Consider the following 18,747-nt stretch of genomic DNA (forward strand, 5'->3'; position numbering starts at 1 on the left):
TGCTGTCTCCCTCGTCGAGAACTTCCCCGCATCCCCCGTTCACGCGGGAGCGGAGCACGAACCCCACGAGTATCGTCTTCATCATGCACAGATCAACAGATGGCAACGTACTCGTCATGAAAGTTGTTCTGCCGTTGACGATCGCGGTGGCCGCGCTCGTACTCGGCGGCTGTGACACGGCGCCGGACGGCGGGGGCGCTGACACCAACTCCCGAGCACGGCCCGGGCCTTCGGTGATCGCGCCGGGGAAGCCGGGCGAGGGCGCCGAGACGCTGTCGGCCAAGGACGCACAGAAGCGCAGGCCGGACGACAGCCCCAACTCGGCCGACTTCAGTTACGCGCAGATGATGATCGCGCATCACACGCAGGCCCTGCAGATGACCGAACTTGCCCCGAAGCGGGCCGAGTCGGGCCAGGTCAAGCGCCTCGCGGAACGCATCGCCGCGGCGCAGGGGCCCGAGGTCGGGGCCATGGAGGGCTGGCTCGACTCCCACGGCAGTAAGCGCGAGAGCGGCGGGCACCACGAGCACGGGGCGATGCCCGGGATGGCGACCGAGGCGCAGCTGAAGACCTTGCGCGCGGCGCGCGGCGCGGCCTTCGACGAGCTCTTCCTGAAGCTGATGATCACGCACCACACCGGGGCGGTCACCATGGCGACGGACGTGCTGTCCGTGGGGAACAACGTCCAGGTCGAGGAGATGGCGAACGACGTGATCGCGCAGCAGACGGCCGAGATCGGGCGCATGCGGAAGATGTCGTGACGCCCGACGGGTGAGTTCCGTGCGCGTCGCACCCTCCCGGCCCGGCCCCCTCGGTGTCATGCTGGAAGTCCGTCGGCCTGCGGAAGGAGTCCGCCGTGCTGCGCATCGCCGTTGTGGGGTCGGGGCCGAGCGGGGTGTACACCGCGCAGAGCCTGGTCCAGCAGGAGCGGGTGCCGGACGTCCACGTGGACGTCCTCGACCGGCTCCCCTGCCCGTACGGCCTGGTGCGCTACGGCGTGGCACCGGACCACGAGAAGATCAAGTCGCTGCAGAACAATCTGCGCACGGTCCTGGAGCACGAGCGCGTCCGATTCGTCGGCGGCGTCGAGATCGGGCCCGGCCTGCCGCCCGACCGGCTCCTGGAGATGTACCACGCGGTCGTGTACTGCGTGGGCGCCGCCACCGACCGCCATCTGGGCGTACCGGGCGAGGACCTGCCGGGCAGCTGGTCGGCGACCGATTTCGTCTCCTGGTACAGCGCGCATCCGGACGCGCTGACCGAGGGGTTCGTACGGGGCGTGGAGTCGGCCGTCGTCATCGGCGTGGGCAACGTCGCCGTGGACGTCACGCGGATCCTGGCCCGCGGCGCGGCCGAGCTGGCGCCCACCGACATGCCGCAGGCGGCGCTCGGCGCACTGGCCGACAGCCGGGTGCGGGACGTGTACATGGTGGGGCGGCGCGGCCCTTCGCAGGCCCGGTTCACCACCAAGGAGCTGCGTGAGCTCGGCACGCTGCCCGGCGTCGAAGTGATCGTGGATCCGGGCGAGTTGGCGCTCGATCCCGCCTACCTCGACCCGTCGGGGCTCCCGGCGGCGAACCGGCGGAACGTCGAGGTGCTGCGCGGCTGGGCCGAGCGCCCGTCGCCGGGTCTGGCACGCCGCATCCATCTGCGCTTCTTCCAGCGGCCGGTGGCGCTCCTGGAGGGGGCGGCGGGCCGGGTGTCGGGCGTGCGGTTCGAGCACACCGCGCCGGACGGCTCGGGCGGCGTGAGCGGCACCGGCCGGTTCGACGACATCGACGCGCAGCTCGTCCTGCGCTCGGTCGGATACCGCGGAGTGCCCCTGGACGGGCTGCCGTTCGACGCGGCCACCGGGACCGTGCCGCATCGCGAGGGGCGCATCCTGCGGGCCGGCGAGGTCTCGCCCGGCGAGTATGTCGCGGGCTGGATCAAGCGCGGCCCGACGGGCGTGATCGGCACCAACCGCCCGTGCGCCAAGGAGACCGCGCAGTCACTGCTCGACGACGCCGCAGCGCTTGCCGCCCGGGACGTTCCGGATGACGCGCTCCCCGGCCTTCGCGCGGCGGGCTGTGCGGCCGTCGAGTGGCCCGGGTGGCTCGCGATCGAGCGCGCGGAGGCGGAGCTGGGCCGGTCCCTGGGGCGCGGGCCGGTGAAGATCCCGGACTGGGCGGGCCTGCTGACGGCTGCCCGCGACGGGACATAGCGTCCGAGCAGCGATACGCACTGTCGCGTGGCGCCCGGGAAGGGCGACACATCCCGGCAACAGTCGTGAAATCAACAAAACGTTTAAGCCCCATACGGTCTCGTGCTGTCCGCCTCATCCCCGCACCCGCATTCGCCTGCGCGTTCGCGTTCCGACAGCCCCTTGGAGTGCCCATGGCAGCCCCGGCCGCCCCACCGTCCGTACACCCCGTCGACGAGGTGCCGCCCGTGCGGCAGCTGGCCGTGTTCGGTTTGCAGCACGTGCTCGCCATGTACGCGGGCGCGGTGGCCGTGCCGCTGATCGTGGGCGGCGCGATGAAGCTGTCGCCCGCCGACCTCGCGTATCTCATCACCGCGGATCTGCTGGTGTGCGGCATCGCGACGCTGATCCAGTGCGTCGGGGTGTGGCGGTTCGGCGTACGGCTGCCGATCGTCCAGGGCTGTACGTTCGCCGCGGTCTCGCCGATGGTGCTCATCGGCACGACGGGCGGCGGGCTTCCCGCGATCTACGGGGCGGTGATCGTCGCCGGGCTCGCGATGATGCTGCTCGCGCCGGTCTTCGGCAGGCTGCTGCGCTTCTTCCCGCCGCTGGTCACCGGCACGGTCATCCTGATCATCGGTGTCTCGCTGCTGCCGGTGGCGGGCAACTGGGTTGCGGGCGGCGCGGGTTCGCAGGACTTCGGCGCCCCGAAGAACGTCGCGCTGGCCGCGTTCGTCCTCGTGGTGGTCCTGGCCGTGCAGCGGTTCGCGCCGCCGTTCCTGAGCCGCGTCGCGGTACTTGTCGGCATGGTCGTCGGGACGGCCGTCGCCGTGCCGACCGGTTTCACGGACTTCGGCGGTGTCGGTGACGCGCACTGGGTGGGTATCAGCACGCCGTTCCACTTCGGCACGCCGACGTTCCACGGCGCGGCGATCGTGTCGATGCTGATCGTGGCGCTGGTGACGATGACCGAGACGACGGGCGACTTCATCGCGGTGGGCGAGATGACGGGGCGGCCCGTCCAGCCGCGCTCGCTGGCGGACGGCCTGCGCGCGGACGGCTTCTCCACGGTCCTCGGCGGCGTGTTCAACACGTTCCCGTACACCGCGTTCGCGCAGAACGTCGGTCTTGTGGGCATGACGCGGGTGCGCAGCCGCTGGGTCGTCGCCACGGCCGGCGGGATCCTGGCCCTGCTCGGCCTGCTGCCCAAGCTGGGCGCGGTCGTCGCCGCCATCCCGGCGCCGGTGCTCGGCGGCGCGGGCCTGGTCATGTTCGGCACGGTCGCGGCGAGCGGTCTGCGGACGCTGGCCCGGGTCGACTTCGCCGGCAACCACAACCTGACGGTCGTCGCCGTGTCGGTCGCGGTGGGCGTGCTTCCGGTGGGTGTGCCCGGGATCTACGCGAAGTTCCCCGACTGGTTCCAGACGGTCATGACGAGCGGGATCAGCGCGGGCTGCATCACGGCGATCGCGCTCAACCTGCTGTTCAACCACCTTCCAGGAAGCGGGAGTTCAGCCCCCGAGCCGGCCGTCCTGAAGGGCGGCGGCCTCGAGAACGCTGTCGAGCAGCCCAGGGAAGAGCGCCTCTAGATCGGCGCGGCGCAGCACGCTCATCTTGGCGGTACCCCGGTACATCTGCCGGATCACGCCGCTCTCGCGCAGGACGCGGAAGTGGTGCGTGGTGGTCGACTTCGTGACAGGCAGGACGAAGTGCGAACAGGAGAGCTCCGCGTCCTCACCCTCCTCGGCCGCCAGCTCCCGCACCACCCGCAGGCGCATCGGGTCGGCGAGCGCGTGCAGCACCGACTCCAGGCGGATCTCGTCACGCGCGGGGTGAACAAGCGCCCTGCTGCTCGGTGCTGCGGTCGTCACGGCGGCTCCACTTCGTTCGGCCCGGTGTGCTGATCGGGGTGGCGGGTGCGGTCCAGTTGCGTCAGGTCCATTGTACGAGACCTGTCGTAGTTTGACAGGCGTCGTACTACGATGACTATCGTACGAGGCCCGCCACGCCCGTCGTGAACGTAGAGGAGTCTGCCGTGAGCGCGCTGTTCGAGCCCTACACCCTTCGGTCGCTGACCATCCCCAACCGGGTCTGGATGCCGCCGATGTGCCAGTACAGCGCCGCCCCCGAGGGCCCGCTGACCGGCGTCCCGAACGACTGGCACTTCGCGCACTACGCGGCCCGCGCCGCCGGCGGCACCGGGCTCATCATCGTCGAGGCCACCGCGGTCAGCCCCGAGGGCCGCATCAGCCCGTACGACCTCGGTATCTGGAACGACACGCAGGTCGAGGCGCTCCGCCGGATCACCGACTTCCTCACCAAGTATCAGGGCACCCCGCCGGCTGACTTCGCTCTCTGCGCCTGACCCTGCCTCCACTCCACTGAACTGCCCAAACCGCATCAGGAGTCTTCCGGTGACCGAACTCTTCACGCCCTACAAGCTGCGCGATCTCACCATTCCGAACCGCGTATGGATGGCCGCCATGTGCCAGTACAGCGCCGCCCCGGAGGGTCCGGAGACGGGCGTAGCGACGGACTGGCACTTCGCCCATTACGCGGCTCGTGCCGTCGGTGGAACGGGCCTCATCATCACTGAGGCCACAGCCGTCAGCCCGGAGGGCCGCATCTCTCCGTACGACCTCGGCATCTGGAACGACACCCAGGTATCAGCACTGCGCAAGATCACAGACTTCGTGAAGAGCCAGGGCGGCATCCCCGGAATCCAGATCGCCCACAGCGGGCGCAAGGGCTCGACCGACCGCCCGTGGAAGGGCGGAGCGCCCGTCGGCGCGGACGAGCACGGTTGGCAGCCCGTCGCGCCCAGCGCCGTGCCCTTCGACGACGGGCACCCGGTCCCCCACGAGCTGACCACGGACGAGATCGCGAGCGTGGTGGGCCAGTTCGCGGACGCTGCTCGCCGTGCGCTCGCCGCGGGATTCCAGGTGGCGGAGGTCCACGGCGCCCATGGGTACCTCGTCGGGCAGTTCCTCTCTCCGCACTCCAACAAGCGCAGGGACGAATACGGAGGGTCGTTCGAGAACCGCGCCCGCTTCGCCCTGGAGGTCGTCGACGCTATTCGCGCCGTGTGGCCTGACGACCTCCCCCTCTTCTTCCGCATCTCCGCTACTGACTGGTTGGAGGAAGGCGGATGGACCGCTGACGACACGGTTCACCTGGCGACTCTTCTCCGGGATCACGGGGTTGATCTCTTCGACGTCTCTACCGGAGGCAACGCCGCCGGCGTGCGCATCCCGGTGGGCCCGAGCTATCAGGTCCCGTTCTCGTCACGCGTGAAGAACGAGACGCCGATGCCGACGGCAGCCGTCGGCCTCATCACTGAGCCGGAGCAAGCGGAAAAGATCCTCACCAGCGGTGAGGCGGACGCGATCCTCCTCGGGCGCGAACTCCTGCGTGACCCCTACTGGGCGCGTCACGCCGCCCGCGAGCTTGGTGCGGAGGTCTACACCCCGAGCCAGTACGGCCGCGCCTAGACACGACAAAGCCCCGCCCACTCCCCCATCAGTTAGGAGTGGACGGGGCCTTCGCCGCCGGAGCGGGCAGGGTCCCTAACGGCGACGCCGGAACCCTGCCGCCCCTCCGCGCGCCGGAGTGGGAGCCCCTGGCACGCGGGTCTGTGATGGGAGATCACTCCCAGTAGAAGATGCCGCCCCCAGGGAGAGCGGCCTCGTGGCTCGGGTGGTGGCCGTCAGGGAGGGCGCACCGGACGATGAGAGCCGAGAGGTCTCGCTGACACACCGCCAAAAGGCTCCGCACCAGGAGATGCGGGATCGTGGACACAGCGATGCACAGGGGCGGAGACGTCATAGCCACGGCCCCCGCCTCTCCTTCTGGCTCGCCTCCAGGCACGTCGGGGCACACGCCCACAGCTCGACGCGCACCTTCAGCCCGTGACGAACCTCCGTGACCGGAGGCAGCGCCCGATCCTCGTAGAGCCTGGCGCCACACAAAGCACACGCCCAGCCCCGGAGTTGGCCGCCGTTCAGCCGGCGCAGGTCGGGCGCCTCGATGGCGGCCGTCACGACGGCACCCGCTTTACGAGTGACCCCTCCGCGACGGATGCGCGGCGCCTCTCCGCCTCGTTTGCCTGTCGGACGTGAGCGGGGTCGGCGTCCCACTCACGTCCACCGCCCGGAGGGCGGAGCTGGAGATATGGCCCTGTGCGGCCCATGACGCGGCCGAGTCTGTCGTTCCTCGTGTCGACGACGAGTGCGCCGACTGCCTGGTTCACCGTCACGCCCCCGCCCCTTGGCCCCCTTGCCGAATTGCGTCGGCCAGACGACAGGCAATGTCCGCACGGACCCGCCCCAGATTCACGAGCCCTGTGCCGAATGACGCATCGTCGACTCCCAGCGAGGGGAGGACGATTCCCGCCTGATTAAGGGCAGCCCTCAGCACCTCTACTGCGTCCCGCGCTTCGGTGTTATCCGGCTCTCGCGTGCTGACCATGCGTTAGACGCTACGGACGGTAATTGCGGTCGGTCGACGCAATGTTCTCGAATGTTCTCGTCAAATGGCCGGATGTTCCCGTGTGTTCTCATGGCGGAAGGCGCATCCTGTGGAGAACACGGCCTCCAACGTCGACGCTGAACGGACCAACACCCGTGAGAGGAACCGGTCATGGCTCGCACAATCCGCTTCAACGGCACCGACAGTAAGAACGGTGGTTGCCCCGCCGTGCACGAGATTGTTGGCACGGACGACTTCATCGTTCAGGGAGTCCCTGTCACCGACCCCAACGAGGTGGCACAGCTCCGTCACCTAGGCCCCGATGACGTCGCCGTCGTCGTTCCGCGGGAGACTCTCGTCAACCACGGACCGAAGGAGCTTGTGCGCGTGGCGAAGCTGATCAACCTGGAGGAGTTCGGACGCCTCTTCGAGACGTTCGAGCACACGGCCTGGAGGCTGGAGACGCGGGGCCGCTACCAGTCCGACACCGAGGACCCGACGTACGAGGAGTTCGTCCGCACGGGCCGCTTCGATCTGGACACTAACGACGAGTGGTCACAGCTCATGCGACGCCAGACGTCAGCCGGCAAGACCGTCGGCCGCGTCCGGGTCGTCGACGAGACACCGACCGTCGGACAGCTCTTCCTTCTCGCCGACGCCGCGCGTAACGCTGCGGCGGGTGAGGACATGCGCTACCTCTGGCGCCCGGAGGCCGACGCGCGGAACCTCCCGCGAGAGGACTTCTGGATCTTCGACTCCCGCCTCGTCGCAGTGCTCCGCTTCGACGACGAGGACGTCCTCCACGGTGCAGAGGTCATCACGGAGCCGGCGGAGGTCAACCGCTACATGCAGCTCCGCGACATCGCCACGCATGGCGCCATCCCTCACGACGTCTTCGCGCAGAGCGTCGCCCAGCTCGATCAGTGAGTGAGAACCGGTGAGCACGGACTACCAACAAGCGCGGGTTGCCTTCGGGATCTCACTGCGGGAGATCCGCATGTCGTCCGCGCTCACCGGTACTCAACTGGCCTCCGCTCTCGGGTGGCCTCACTCGAAGATCTACAAGTGCGAGGGTGGCAAGCAGACCATGACGGAGGCGGACCTCCTTCTGTGGGTCGACGCCTGCGGCCAGCCGGACAAGTTCGCGGGGATGCTGTCCCGCCTGCGTGGCTTCGAGTCTCAGATCCGCTCGTGGCGGCGCCAACTGGCTTCAGGCCACAGCCCCGTTCAAGACGGTTGGAACGTCGAAGTCGGGCGCTCCACCGTCATCCACGCGTGGGAGGAGTCGGTCGTCGCCGGCATGTTGCAGACGGCCGACTACGCGCGCCACGTGTTCATGCGCTACGGCTCGTTCTACGGCACGGCCCGCGACGCCGACGAGGCCGTCCGCATCCGGGTCAAGCGCCAAGAGTGGATCTACCAGAGCGGCCACACCCTCCGCGTCATCATGTGGGAAGCAGCCCTCCGCGCCCTCGTGTGCCCTCCGTCCGTCCTGGACGCCCAGCTCGACCGACTCTCCAGCGTCGTCGGGATGAACACGGTGGAGCTCGGAATCATCCCGTTCAGTGCGTCGCTCAAGCTGCCGACGGCCAACGGGTTTTGGATCTTTGACGAGCGGCTAGCCGTCACCGAGGACTGGCACGCGGAGGTATGGCTCGACGACGCGGAGAACATCCGCCTGTACGGCCGTGTCTGGAAGACCCTTCAGGAGTCCGCCGTCTACGGTGCCGACGCGCACAACGTGATCAACGCAGCGCGGAGGGCGCTCAGTTCACGGTGACTCCCGCGAGGGCACCCGCGCCGCCAGGCTCGAGAGCAGCCTTTGCGCCTCCCACGCCCAATCCTCGTCGTCGCCCGCCGCAACGTGCGCCAGGACGTCCAAGACAGCCAGACCGACTTCAACATGAGCGAAACCGCCACGGCCCCCCTCTGGATCCGCCAGACTCTCGATCATGGATTCTGGACTGGCTGCAGTTCTGGGAGCCGCTGTAGGAGCAATCGGAACTGGTGGCGCAGCCATAGCAGCAGCTCTGCTAGGCCGCTCACAGACCCGTCTTCAGGTTCAAGCTGAGCACCACCGCATCCTTCGCGACGCCCGTCGCGTCGCGTACGCGCGACTGGCCGAAGCTCTCGCTGCCAGTTCTCTCGCCGTCCAACAATGCGAGCGAACGCTCCTCATCATCCACACCGTGGTGCCGGTGCCGGAAACGGACTGGGGGGAGCACCTCCTAAGAGCAGAGGAAGAGTTCGCCAAAGCCAGCCGCCTACATGCGGCCATCAAAGGACCTCAGGCCCTGGTTTCAATCGAGGGGCCCGAGGAAGTCTCGCTCTCGGCAGCCAAAGCGAGTTCGGACATCGTCGATCAGCGGCACGCAGTCATTCAGGTCATCCGAGTCATGGCCGCTGGAGGCCGCGCAGACGACCTCCTCGCCGGAATTGAGGGGCTCCGCGCCGAAGCGATCCGTAGCCAGCACGCTTACCAAAAGATTGCGTCAAGATTCCTCAGCAACCTCGATCGAACTTAGAAACCGGCCTCCTCAATGAGCGTGGCATCACGCCTGCCGCTGGAGCCGTCAGCCCGCCAGCCGCCACGTCCGAACCTGGCCGTCACCCAGTGTCACGACGCCCTGGGTCTCCATCCGACGCAGGTGGTAGAGCACGCTCGACGGGCTACTCAGCCCGACTCCGGCGCCGATCTCCCGGACGCTCGGGTACTCCCCCGTCTCCGCGACCCACTCCCGGATACAGCGGACGATGCGCTCTTGCCGTTCAGTCAGGAAGTCGATCATGTCTGCGTCCTTTTGCTGGTCCAGGAGCCACGACTCCTCGCCACTGATTAGAGCGTGTGTTCGAATTCTAGTGCAAGCGGGCACCGCCCCCGGGAACGCAAAAACCCCCGCCGGCTGACGGGGGCTGAAGGCTAGCCGCGGAAGGTGCGACAGGTACTGGGATTCTGCGGCCGGGGCGGAGGTAGAGCCGGCTGGGCAGTGAGTGACCTGCGCCAGGTTAGGCCGCCGGGTGCATGGCACTCCAGGACAATCGGCACATTCAAGGGGTTGCTGTGTACCCACTCCAGCTCCAGGCACAGTTCAAACGCTGCCCCTGGAGCGGGAATCTTCCACTCGACAGGCATAGGCATCCAGGCGTCGCTGTGCTTGGAGGGCCGGACTCCGCGAACATCGGACGAGTCCACGGCAATGAAGGAAGAGTCCAACGAGGAACCCGCCACCTGTTGAATCCTGATGATCGCGAACCACTCGCCGAAAGATTCCTTCACCGCTGACTCGACCCGGAACTCCGGGCCGGCATTCTCGTGCCGTTCCCGTTGCTCTGCGGCGAACTGCGTGCGTGCCAGCACCAACGCTTGTTGCGCAGTCTTGTTTGCTGCATGCGAGAGGGCGTTAGCGGCGTCAGCGGTCTCGTTTGCCTGCTTGGCGGCGCGACCCTGCGTCCAGGCGAAGGCGACAGATCCGAAGGCAGCAACTGCGCTGCACGAAGCTATCCAGTCCGAGGTGTTCAACACTCCCCCACTCCCCCATGCGGTCGACGGTCAGAGGGTACGCCGATGACGGTCACTCCGCGGACGCCGCGTTCCTGGCGCAGCCTTCGCGGTCATCTCAACCTCATAGCGGCTCATGCCCACGCCGTCCTGCTTCGCGTAGGCCGTAACCTCCTTCTGAAAGGTCCACGTCGCGTCATACCAGCGTCATGGGGTGCCACTCGACGACCATGCCGTCTTCCTCGCCCAGTACGCCGGCGGGAAGTTCGGGGCCGCGGAGTTCCTCGTCCGGCGTGATGACGGTCTCTGGCTCACCGGCGTTGCGCCGGCGGCGCTTGGTCGGGTCTTTCGGGGCGGGACCTCGTCCGGCCATCGGCGCCTCCCCTCTCTCAGGCTTCCTGCGTATGACGTTCTCAGGGTCAGAGTCAGAGCACTTCCGGTCTTTCGGGGCGGGGCCTCGTCCGGCCATGACACCTCCGCTCGGGCCCGTTTGTAGGGGTATGGGTACACACTTTTTGATCGCTAGGCGGAATGGGCCTTCTCCACCTACGAGGATGAGGAGATTAACTACGACTTCGACGAGCGCAAATACAGACCAAATAGGATGTTGGACTAGATTCCACTGCCGTGCACTCGTGATCAACGATCCAATCAGTGACACTGAGTGCCATTTCTAGTGAAATTCGTGACCCCGAGTGCACTCCAGGTGACACCGCCTGGAAGCATTGAAAGCTGATGACGCCCACCCAGGCAGGGCGTCGCAAGGTGCTTGATGGAGGGTCAGACCATGGAGAGCGACGACCACGGCACTCCCGCACTCGACATCCGTGTCGGCGGGTTCCGCATGACCCTTCAGCGCGTCCCCGTGCGCCTGCTGACGGCATTGATCACCTGCGCTGGGTCGGCGCTCACGGCATGGATCACAACGCGATGAACATTCATCGACCCGCGCCTGCGCAAGTCCCTTACGGAAGCGCGATGAGCCAACCCGACACCGCTGCAATACAGGCAAGCGCCGCCGCGGTGTTGCGCCGGCGGCGCTTGGTCGGGTCTTTCGGGGCGGGACCTCGTCCGGCCATAGCGGCCCCTCCAATCGGGAAGCATTACCGGTGGGAACTGTCCGTATTGAGTAGTTTTGGAAAGTCCATTTAGCCTGGAGAACGTGGCACTCAGCGCCCAACGCGCCGCACGTCAAGAGCTTGAGCCGGTGCTCTCGCAGTGCGGTCAGGCGCACCGCAAGAGCACCACGGCATCGGCTAGTGGCACCTCGACCAACATGGTGCGGTGTTCAGTGCGCCCCTCAGTTACGTCACGCAACGGCGCGCGACAGGAGCCACGGGACATGCCAGCCAAACAGAGCAACGCCCAGAGAGAGGACGACAAGATGAGCCGCACCACGGAAGCCGTCCCACCGATTCCGGCGCTCGAACTTCGATGCGGCGGAATCCACTTGACCGTTCAGCGCGCCCCCATCAGGCTCCTTACGGTGCTCACGACGTTCGGAGTATCCGGCGTGGCAGCGTGGCTGACGGCGCGTTAGGTATGGGCATCTACGGTGCCATGAGTAGAGCGGCGCCCACCCGTAGTCAGTGCCGCCGCGAGCGCGTGCAGCTGCACGTCAGATAGTGAGCAGCGCGCGCACCGTCGCAGATACGTCAGCGAGCACCGACGGGGCGTTGCCATGTCGGCGCCCCGTCATTGCGATGTAGCGGCCGGTCCCGTAGATCTCCACGGCCGTACCTTCGGGGCGCCGGATCTTCCGTGCATGTCGGACGTCAGCGCGACCCCAGATGTGCAGGCCGTCACCGGACGGAGACACCTCTACATAGGTGGCGCCTGCGTCGCGGACGATGGCAGCGGCCCACGGGGCGAGTTGCCCAGTGAGCGGGTTCAAGCAGTGGTCCAGGTCGAGGCAGGCGATGTCGTCGACGCCCGAGAGGACGAAGCCCAGACCGACGCCGGCCGTCGAAGCGGCGGTTTCCTTGTGCGTACTCCAGGTGCGGGGGCGCGTCGACGAGGCCGCCATGCCGGCGACTGTCAACGGGCGCTTGTCCGCGGCGCGTCGAACCCACCTGTCGCGGGTCGTCAGCTCGTGGGGAGTCGCATCCTTCTTCGCCGCGCGGTGCGATGCCACACGACAACGGGTCGAGCAGAGGCGCGCGCGGTGTGAGTGCCGCGCCCCCAGGTGCTCCGAGCATCGCTCGCATTGTCGTGTGTTCATGGCCCCATCTTAGCGCGGCGCGTAACGGTAAAACAGCGCTTGACCTGCATTGATTCAAGTCGAGGCCGGCGCGAGACTCGCGACGATCACCGTCCGCTAGCTCACCCTTGATCTCCAGGCGGCTCGGGACGAGCGTGATCGTCACCGTCGTGACGCTTCGATCGCGATCACTTCCAACGCTGATCTTCGGAGCTCTTGCGAGTCGACCAACATCAACACCATTGACCACGACGCGAGTCACCATGACTCCGTCCTCGCCCGTGTCGTCGGCCTCCTTCAGTACCACGTGTGCACCCGGCACAGCTCCCGCCTCCAGCCTGTGGGACTGCTGTGCAGCCTCAGTAAGATGCGCCCGTGAGACGCAAGATCAACCTTCGAATAGCGGCAGCGTGTTTCGCTGCCGTCGCCCTCGTCACCGCTGGGTGGTTCGTCACGCAGACCGTGCGGCCGGACTGTCACGTCTCAGTTGCATACTTCGCAGACAGCGACGACAACCCGCTGCCTGACGAGCACGGGAAGCGATGGACCGTTCACGAGCTCTACGAGCGCGCTTACCAACAGCGGGTACGCAAGGGCGAATGCGACCCTCCGCAAGCCCGTTGGCGCCAGTGGCTCGACTGATCACTTAGTCGTCGAGTGCAGGGTGCACCGGCGCCGGCCGTGCAGTACGTACGCGTGTGAGGGCCGCTGCTGAGCCGCCTTCACTACTGCTCTTGTGCGTGTGATGCCACGAGCACAGGAGTTGTAGGTTCGCGTCGCTGTGGTCGTCACTGTGGACGATGTGGTCCACGTCAGTACCAGGCAAGCCGCACTGTGTGCCATCGCTGTACGTGACTACACAGACGCCCTTGTCACGGCGGATGATGCGGCGTCGGATACGAGGCCAGTCCTTCGGGAGGCGCGCTCTGCGCGTGCTTCCCTGCCACGCCATTGCGCCTCCTCACCGTGCGCTCGTGCCTTACGCTGGCGGCTCTATGTGGCCAGGGGAGGTCGCTGTTCATGGGGGGGGTTGCTTTGCGTGCCTACATTCGACGTGTTGCTTTGCTGACGGCACCTGCCGTCCTCGTCGCCGTGCTGAGCGGCTGCACGAGCGCGGATGCCGACGTCGACAAGGCGGCGCCCAGTACGCCAGCTGTGGAGGCGTCCGCCTCGTTCGACGAGGTGGACGCCGGCAAGGAAGCTGACGCCCCGCCAGCGCCGTTGCTGGTCGTCGGCACGAGCGGTCCGTTCGACGTCTTCGACGACACAGGCGAGTCGGTACAGACGAAGATGAACGTCAAGGTGGAGTCCGCGAGGTACGTCACGGCCGCGGAACTCGACACGTCGAACAAGCCTGAGCATGGTCAGTACGTCGTCCTGAAACTCACGCTGAAAAACGTCGGCAAGGCGCCTGGACGGTTCAGCCCGCACGGCGCAATGAAGTGGCAGGACGACAAGACGGCCGCTCAGGACTGCACGACGCTGGAGTCCGTCGATGGGCAGGACGTCGACACGGAGTACGGGCCGGGCCAGTCCGTGACGGGGTCCGTCGTCCTGGACGTCCCGCGCAAGGGCGGCACCGTCACGTACTACGACACTCCAGGAACGGGGGCCTTCGCGGTGCTGTTGCCGAAGGCCTAGCTCCGGACGTAGCTCAGCCCCGCTCGCGGGAACTCTCCTCCGCGGCGGGGCTGCGTGTTTGGTCGGAAACCGCCCCGGAGGAGCAGCTCCTCGCCTGGCAGGTGCCCGGCACTCGCCAGGACTCCAGGGATCGAATTTGCTAGGCAAGGATCTCTTGTTACCGTCCGAGGGGCTCATCAAGGGGCCCTGAGTGGCGGGGAGTTGGGCATGTCACCGACGTCAACTAAGCCGTACTTCGAACTGCGTATCGGCGGCTTCCGCGTCACCGCTGACCGTCTTCCCATCCGCCTCATCGCAACGATGTCTAGCGCTGTGTCAGGACTCGCGGCGTGGTGGCTTGTGCGGTGATGTGGTCGGGACGGACGGATTCGGACCGTCGATCTCTCGCTCCCAAAGCGAGCGCCGTAGGCCGGACTGGGCTACGTCCCGTTGCACAGGCGGGAGGAATCGAACCTCCGCGGGCGGTTTTGGAGACCGCTGCTCTATCACTGAGCTACACCTATCCGGACGTCGCGCCACGGTGACAGCACCGAGACCACGTCCTCTGTGCGCGGCCGTGTAGCCCCGTTCCCGGCGCCTCGCGCTACAGCTACGTCGGAACGTCGTCAGAGCGGGCGTGACCCCGTCCTAGCTCCAGCGGAACGCTCCGCGTCTCCAGGAGGACCGTTAGGCGCGTCAATCAGGCAGGCGCCTTCACGTCCGTGTGGATGGCGAGCTTGAGCTCCGCGAGCATGAGCGGCGTCGAACGCTTCGCGTCGCCGGCTCCCCGGGCCGCTGCCTTCAGGCCCAGTGGGGTCCCGCGCCGCACGAACATCTGCCACATGTACGAGCGGTACTGTCCGCCCTTCGTCGGCGTGCTGTCACTCGTTGCCGTGGCGTCGTAGCCCGTCGACAGGCCGAGCGGGTCACGCAGGAACCGCGGCCGGTACTCCAGGGCGTCAGGATCCGCCTCCCAGAACACGAGCGCGGACAGCACGCCCCAGCCGTCGTGAGACGGCCAGATGAGCCCGGAACGGGCGTCAGGGAACTTCGACGCGGCAGAGCCGCCGTTCTTCGGGTCGTGCATCTTCCACGGGTCGTAGGACTCGCCGGCGGCCGTGTAGGGGAAGCGGACGAGATGGTAACCGTCCTTGTCGTGCGTGATCTTCTGCGTCCCCGCGACGCTGGCGACAACGCTCATGTTTGCTCCTCGCTCGGTGGGTTCGTGAGTGTGTCCGACGGGATTCGAACCCGCGTCGCCCCCTCTCCGGGGGAGTTCTAGACCGCTGAAGAACGGACACCGCTACGCGCTTCCGGGGATCAGCCGTAACGCGGAGCCTGCGGGAGCTACCCGCATGGCGCTTCAGACCGGACTCGAACCGGCGGCTACCCGCTCGACAGGCGGGGGCTCTGGCCTCTGAGCTACTGAAGCAAGTGACATCAGCGGTCCGGAATCGAACCGGCACCCTCGCAGGTTGGGGATTGCGTCCCCGTCGGCCGCACCAATAGCCGACACACCGCACTGACGTCCTCGTCCGCCAGGCTCGCCCGGCGGGAAGCATTGGGACGACCGGGGCCGCTCTACCGCGCGTCTACCCGGAGGAGAGTGCGGGGAGCGCAGGAGCGGCGCCGGTCGCCAGGGAGGGAAGCGGACACCGCGCCATTCGCCGGCGTCGCGGTCCTTCCCTCCTACCTCTGTTATGGGTCGCGTGTGACGCGGTAGTGATCTTACTCCGCGTCCACCCCTTCCGGGGCCGTGCACGAACTAGCAAACTAACCCCCTATTTCACAAACCTCTTAGCGCGCGTTAGAGGAAATTGAAATAAGGGGTTGGTTTGGCACTTTGACCCCCAGAATGGCCACCCGTGTCACTCGGCGTAGCGAATCCACAGAACTCCGTCACTCGCTGGAGTTATCCACAGCACCCTGTGGACGACGTGGACGGCTGCCGACGTCGACGAGGTGGCCAAACCCGCGCCGGGAGCCCTGGCGTTGACCCGCCAGGGCTCCCAACTCCTTTACCTGAACGTGACCTTAGAGGGCGTTCACATAGGGTTCTTCCGGTATGCGGGTTTTGACTGTGCCCCGCTTTGAGCGCCTTCGCCCGGGTGGCAGTCTTATGTTCCCCTGCGGTCCGCGCACTCGACTGTCCGCCTCATGCACTTCTGTAACCAGAAACCCGTCTGATTTGAAAATGCCCCGGAACCGCCCGATCTCCGGCGGAACCGATCCCTCCAGCATGCCCATGATCACGCTGTGCCGTGAGCGAGCGCAAGCCGTACCCCAGCGACCTGTCCGACGCCCGATGGGCCCTGATCGAGCCGACGCTGACGGCCTGGCGGAATGCCCGACTCGCACGCCGTCCCACCGGAAAGCCGGCCCAAGTCGATTTGCGTGACGTGTTCAACGCACTCCTCTACATCAACCGCACCGGAATCCCTTGGAAATACCTCCCGCACGACTTCCCGGGCCACGGCACCGTCTACTTCTACTACGCCGCCTGGCGCGACGAAGGAATCTTCGCCCAGGTCAACTACGACCTCACCGCCCTCGCCCGCGTGAAAGACGGCCGCAAACCCGAGCCAACCGCCTCGGTCATCGACACCCAGAGCGTCAAGACCTCCAATAACGTGCCCCTGACCAGCCAAGGAACCGATGCCGCGAAGAAGATCGTCGGCAGGAAGCGAGGCATCCTCACCGACACGATCGGCCTCATCCTCGCTGTCACCGTCACTGCTGCCAGCCTCTCGGAAAACGCCCTGGGAATACGCCTCCTGGACCAGGCGAAGGCGAAGTACCCGACCATCTCCAAGAGTTGGGTCGACACAGGCTTCAAGAACGCCGTCATCGAACACGGCGCCCGCCTTGGAATCGACGTCGAAGTCGTCAACCGAAACCCGGAGAAACACGGATTTCACGTTGTGAAAAGGCGCTGGGTGGTAGAGCGAAGCATTGGTTGGATCATGATGCACCGCCGCCTCGCCCGCGACTACGAGACCCTCACCGCCAGCTCCGAAGCCATGGTCCACATTGCCTCGATCGACAACCTCAGCAGGCGCATAACGGACGAGAGCACGCCAACCTGGCGAGGTACCTACTAGGGCATACACGGCAATACGCCTAGATCAAATGCCCTCTTAGAGACTCTCTTGGTGGACGACATCGTCCAACGCGTCCTGCACCGGGTCGACGTGTTGGCCGACGTGGAAGCGCAGTCGCGTGGAAATGTCCGGGCGCCACCCTTCAGCCGGCAACGCCTCCACGCGCACGCCGACGGACCGCATGAGGACAGCCTTAGCGGCCCAGTCGGGGGCTGCCCTCCAGGCGTCTCCCCACGTCTCGTCAAGCTCCACTACCTTCTGACTCGCCGGCACGAACGGCGCCTCCCGCAGCTCTTCGAGACGGTTGGAGCGCCCGGCTAGCTGCTTCTCCACGGCGTCAGCCGCGGGGCCACGGAGGCGGGCCAGGCGAGCCGACAACTCGTCTACGTCCGACTGGAGTTCCTCGATCTCCGGTCGGTGGTCAACGCCGGGAGTGGTGATGACCTGAGTGCGGCGGAACGGCCCGATGTGAGCCAGGAACTGACCATCGATCCACTCGAATACCTCTACCACCTTCATCGAGAGGCCCGGCACGCCCTCGGGGTGGTGCTTGCCGTTGCACCTGAAGATGTCGACGCGGACATCGGTACGAACGCGGTTCTTCCCCCTGCCCTTTGTCTCCGATGTCCAGGACTTGACTAGATTCCTCTCGCAGATGGAGCACTCCAGGATTCCCAGGAGCTCATGCCCGTCGCTGCGCGGCTTTCCGGCCAGTCCGTTTTCCAGGAGCTTCAACGCCTCTTTGAGTTCGTAGGAAGTCGCGTCGTCGATAAGCGGCTCCGCCTGGAGGATGGGGGCGCCTTCGTCATCGCGAACCACCGTGCCGTCACGCTTGACGGTGTGGCCACGATTCAGCGCGGACTGAAGCATGTCCCGCACAACGGTGACGTTCCACGAGCTTTCGGGGTCCAGCTCGCGCGGCGGGGTCGCGAGCAACGCCCGGTGATTCCACGGCGTGATGGCGTTCATCTCCACCAACCAGCGGAGAATTTCGGTGTAGTTCTTCCCGGAGACAGCCCGCGCGATCATCCCGACGCGGATCTCCGACGTTGATCGCGACGGGTCGTCGTCTGTGTGCTTGAAGAGCCACCACCCTTCCTTACCGTCTTCGAAAACCTTGCGCCCTGGCGTCCAGCCGTAAGGCACTGGACCGCCGGCCCAGCGCCCGAGCGACTCGAGATGCGCTGCCGCACCCTGAGTGCGCTCCATGATCGTCTGCCCCTCCATCTGGGCAGCGAACGCGAGGATGAGCATGATCAGCTCAGACATGGGCGACGCAAAGTCCAGCTCCAGCATGTCCCCGCCGGGCCCGGACGCGAAGATGAGCCGCTTCCTGTGCTTCCTGGCGTAGCGCCCGAGATCCGCCATGTCCGCCATTGAGCGAACCGCGCGGTCCATGCGCTGCCAGATCAGAACGTCCCAGAGTTCGGGGCGCTCCAGCCAATACACTAGTTCCGGGCGCTCCCACGGCGTCGTCTTGATGGCGGAGATGTCAAGGTCCGTCGCCCATCCGACGAACTCACCGCCCACGCGCCGTTGCGCGCCAATGATCATTTCCTCTTGGACTTCAGGCGACGTAGTGGCGTCGGTGAAGCGGCTCAACCGCTTGGCCCCGACGACGCGTAGCCCTCCCCAGTGCGGCGTTTGCCGCAACTCTCCATCGACCATGGGTACAACG

17 protein-coding genes, 4 tRNA genes and 1 pseudogene are annotated in these 18,747 nt (G+C 66.6%); 11 read left to right on the plus strand and 11 right to left on the minus strand.

Features of this window, described 5'->3' with window-relative positions:
- The first annotated feature begins 116 nt into the window (after nt 1-116).
- The 3 genes from ACY0PA_RS07365 to ACY0PA_RS07375 all read left to right on the plus strand — a co-directional run bounded on the left by ACY0PA_RS07365 (nt 117) and on the right by ACY0PA_RS07375 (nt 3,771).
- Nucleotides 117-761: a DUF305 domain-containing protein gene (locus tag ACY0PA_RS07365; protein WP_473083908.1), complete on the plus strand. Its 645-nt coding sequence runs from the start codon at nt 117-119 to the stop codon at nt 759-761.
- A gap of 95 nt (nt 762-856) precedes the next feature.
- Nucleotides 857-2,203 (plus strand): FAD-dependent oxidoreductase, encoded by a 1,347-nt coding sequence (locus tag ACY0PA_RS07370; RefSeq protein ID WP_473083909.1) that lies wholly within the window; start codon nt 857-859, stop codon nt 2,201-2,203.
- Nucleotides 2,204-2,376: 173 nt separating this feature from the next.
- Nucleotides 2,377-3,771 carry a nucleobase:cation symporter-2 family protein gene (locus ACY0PA_RS07375; protein ID WP_473083910.1) on the plus strand — a complete coding sequence of 465 codons (1,395 nt, stop codon included), beginning with the start codon at nt 2,377-2,379 and terminating at the stop codon, nt 3,769-3,771.
- Here ACY0PA_RS07375 and ACY0PA_RS07380 read toward each other — a convergent pair.
- Nucleotides 3,694-4,053, minus strand: coding sequence for an ArsR/SmtB family transcription factor (locus tag ACY0PA_RS07380; protein ID WP_473083911.1), 360 nt, complete (start codon nt 4,051-4,053; stop codon nt 3,694-3,696). The genes ACY0PA_RS07375 and ACY0PA_RS07380 overlap by 78 nt on opposite strands.
- Before the next feature lie 164 nt (nt 4,054-4,217).
- Between ACY0PA_RS07380 and ACY0PA_RS07385 the strand changes: the two are divergent.
- From ACY0PA_RS07385 to ACY0PA_RS07405, 5 genes and pseudogenes are all read left to right on the plus strand, one after another.
- A pseudogene (locus ACY0PA_RS07385) lies at nt 4,218-4,526 on the plus strand (oxidoreductase); the annotation flags it as partial.
- A gap of 70 nt (nt 4,527-4,596) precedes the next feature.
- Nucleotides 4,597-5,673 (plus strand): NADH:flavin oxidoreductase/NADH oxidase, encoded by a 1,077-nt coding sequence (locus ACY0PA_RS07390; RefSeq protein ID WP_473083912.1) that lies wholly within the window; start codon nt 4,597-4,599, stop codon nt 5,671-5,673.
- A gap of 1,147 nt (nt 5,674-6,820) precedes the next feature.
- Complete coding sequence (locus ACY0PA_RS07395; protein ID WP_473083913.1) at nt 6,821-7,576, plus strand: DUF6879 family protein; 756 nt, start codon at nt 6,821-6,823, stop codon at nt 7,574-7,576.
- Nucleotides 7,577-7,586: 10 nt separating this feature from the next.
- Nucleotides 7,587-8,429: a helix-turn-helix domain-containing protein gene (locus ACY0PA_RS07400; protein ID WP_473083914.1), complete on the plus strand. Its 843-nt coding sequence runs from the start codon at nt 7,587-7,589 to the stop codon at nt 8,427-8,429.
- 172 nt (nt 8,430-8,601) lie between these two features.
- Entirely contained in the window at nt 8,602-9,174 is a 573-nt protein-coding gene (locus ACY0PA_RS07405; RefSeq protein WP_473083915.1) for a hypothetical protein, read from the plus strand.
- A gap of 48 nt (nt 9,175-9,222) precedes the next feature.
- Here ACY0PA_RS07405 and ACY0PA_RS07410 read toward each other — a convergent pair whose 3' ends face one another.
- The 3 genes from ACY0PA_RS07410 to ACY0PA_RS07420 all read right to left on the minus strand — a co-directional run bounded on the left by ACY0PA_RS07410 (nt 9,223) and on the right by ACY0PA_RS07420 (nt 10,521).
- The gene (locus ACY0PA_RS07410) at nt 9,223-9,438 is read right to left on the minus strand and encodes a LexA family protein (RefSeq protein WP_473083916.1); all 216 of its coding nucleotides are present in this window, start codon (nt 9,436-9,438) and stop codon (nt 9,223-9,225) included.
- A 131-nt stretch (nt 9,439-9,569) separates the two neighbouring features.
- Nucleotides 9,570-10,169: a hypothetical protein gene (locus ACY0PA_RS07415; protein ID WP_473083917.1), complete on the minus strand. Its 600-nt coding sequence runs from the start codon at nt 10,167-10,169 to the stop codon at nt 9,570-9,572.
- Between the two features lie 175 nt (nt 10,170-10,344).
- On the minus strand, nt 10,345-10,521 hold the full coding sequence (locus ACY0PA_RS07420; protein WP_473083918.1) for a phage terminase small subunit: 177 nt from the start codon (nt 10,519-10,521) through the stop codon (nt 10,345-10,347).
- Between the two features lie 414 nt (nt 10,522-10,935).
- Here ACY0PA_RS07420 and ACY0PA_RS07425 point away from each other — a divergent pair, with 414 nt between their 5' ends.
- Nucleotides 10,936-11,082, plus strand: a complete 147-nt coding sequence (locus ACY0PA_RS07425; RefSeq protein ID WP_473083919.1) for a hypothetical protein — start codon at nt 10,936-10,938, stop codon at nt 11,080-11,082.
- A 684-nt stretch (nt 11,083-11,766) separates the two neighbouring features.
- Here ACY0PA_RS07425 and ACY0PA_RS07430 read toward each other — a convergent pair.
- On the minus strand, nt 11,767-12,174 hold the full coding sequence (locus tag ACY0PA_RS07430) for a hypothetical protein (protein ID WP_473083920.1): 408 nt from the start codon (nt 12,172-12,174) through the stop codon (nt 11,767-11,769).
- A gap of 1,236 nt (nt 12,175-13,410) precedes the next feature.
- Here ACY0PA_RS07430 and ACY0PA_RS07435 point away from each other — a divergent pair.
- Nucleotides 13,411-13,989, plus strand: coding sequence for a DUF4352 domain-containing protein (locus tag ACY0PA_RS07435; RefSeq protein ID WP_473083921.1), 579 nt, complete (start codon nt 13,411-13,413; stop codon nt 13,987-13,989).
- A 350-nt stretch (nt 13,990-14,339) separates the two neighbouring features.
- Here the strand turns inward: ACY0PA_RS07435 and ACY0PA_RS07440 are convergent.
- The 5 genes from ACY0PA_RS07440 to ACY0PA_RS07460 all read right to left on the minus strand — a co-directional run bounded on the left by ACY0PA_RS07440 (nt 14,340) and on the right by ACY0PA_RS07460 (nt 15,400).
- A tRNA-Pro gene (locus ACY0PA_RS07440) sits at nt 14,340-14,418 on the minus strand.
- Between the two features lie 3 nt (nt 14,419-14,421).
- Nucleotides 14,422-14,492 (minus strand) — tRNA-Trp (locus ACY0PA_RS07445).
- A 176-nt stretch (nt 14,493-14,668) separates the two neighbouring features.
- Nucleotides 14,669-15,169: a hypothetical protein gene (locus tag ACY0PA_RS07450; RefSeq protein WP_473083922.1), complete on the minus strand. Its 501-nt coding sequence runs from the start codon at nt 15,167-15,169 to the stop codon at nt 14,669-14,671.
- Between the two features lie 29 nt (nt 15,170-15,198).
- Nucleotides 15,199-15,269 (minus strand) — tRNA-Ser (locus ACY0PA_RS07455).
- Between the two features lie 55 nt (nt 15,270-15,324).
- A tRNA-Asp gene (locus tag ACY0PA_RS07460) sits at nt 15,325-15,400 on the minus strand.
- Between the two features lie 829 nt (nt 15,401-16,229).
- Here ACY0PA_RS07460 and ACY0PA_RS07465 point away from each other — a divergent pair.
- The gene (locus ACY0PA_RS07465; protein ID WP_473083923.1) at nt 16,230-17,069 is read left to right on the plus strand and encodes an IS5 family transposase; all 840 of its coding nucleotides are present in this window, start codon (nt 16,230-16,232) and stop codon (nt 17,067-17,069) included.
- A gap of 36 nt (nt 17,070-17,105) precedes the next feature.
- Here the strand turns inward: ACY0PA_RS07465 and ACY0PA_RS07470 are convergent, their stop codons facing one another.
- Entirely contained in the window at nt 17,106-18,737 is a 1,632-nt protein-coding gene (locus ACY0PA_RS07470) for a recombinase family protein (RefSeq protein ID WP_473083924.1), read from the minus strand.
- Nucleotides 18,738-18,747 lie beyond the last annotated feature (10 nt).

It is taken from the genome of Streptomyces sp. DS1-CR2 (assembly GCF_055760475.1).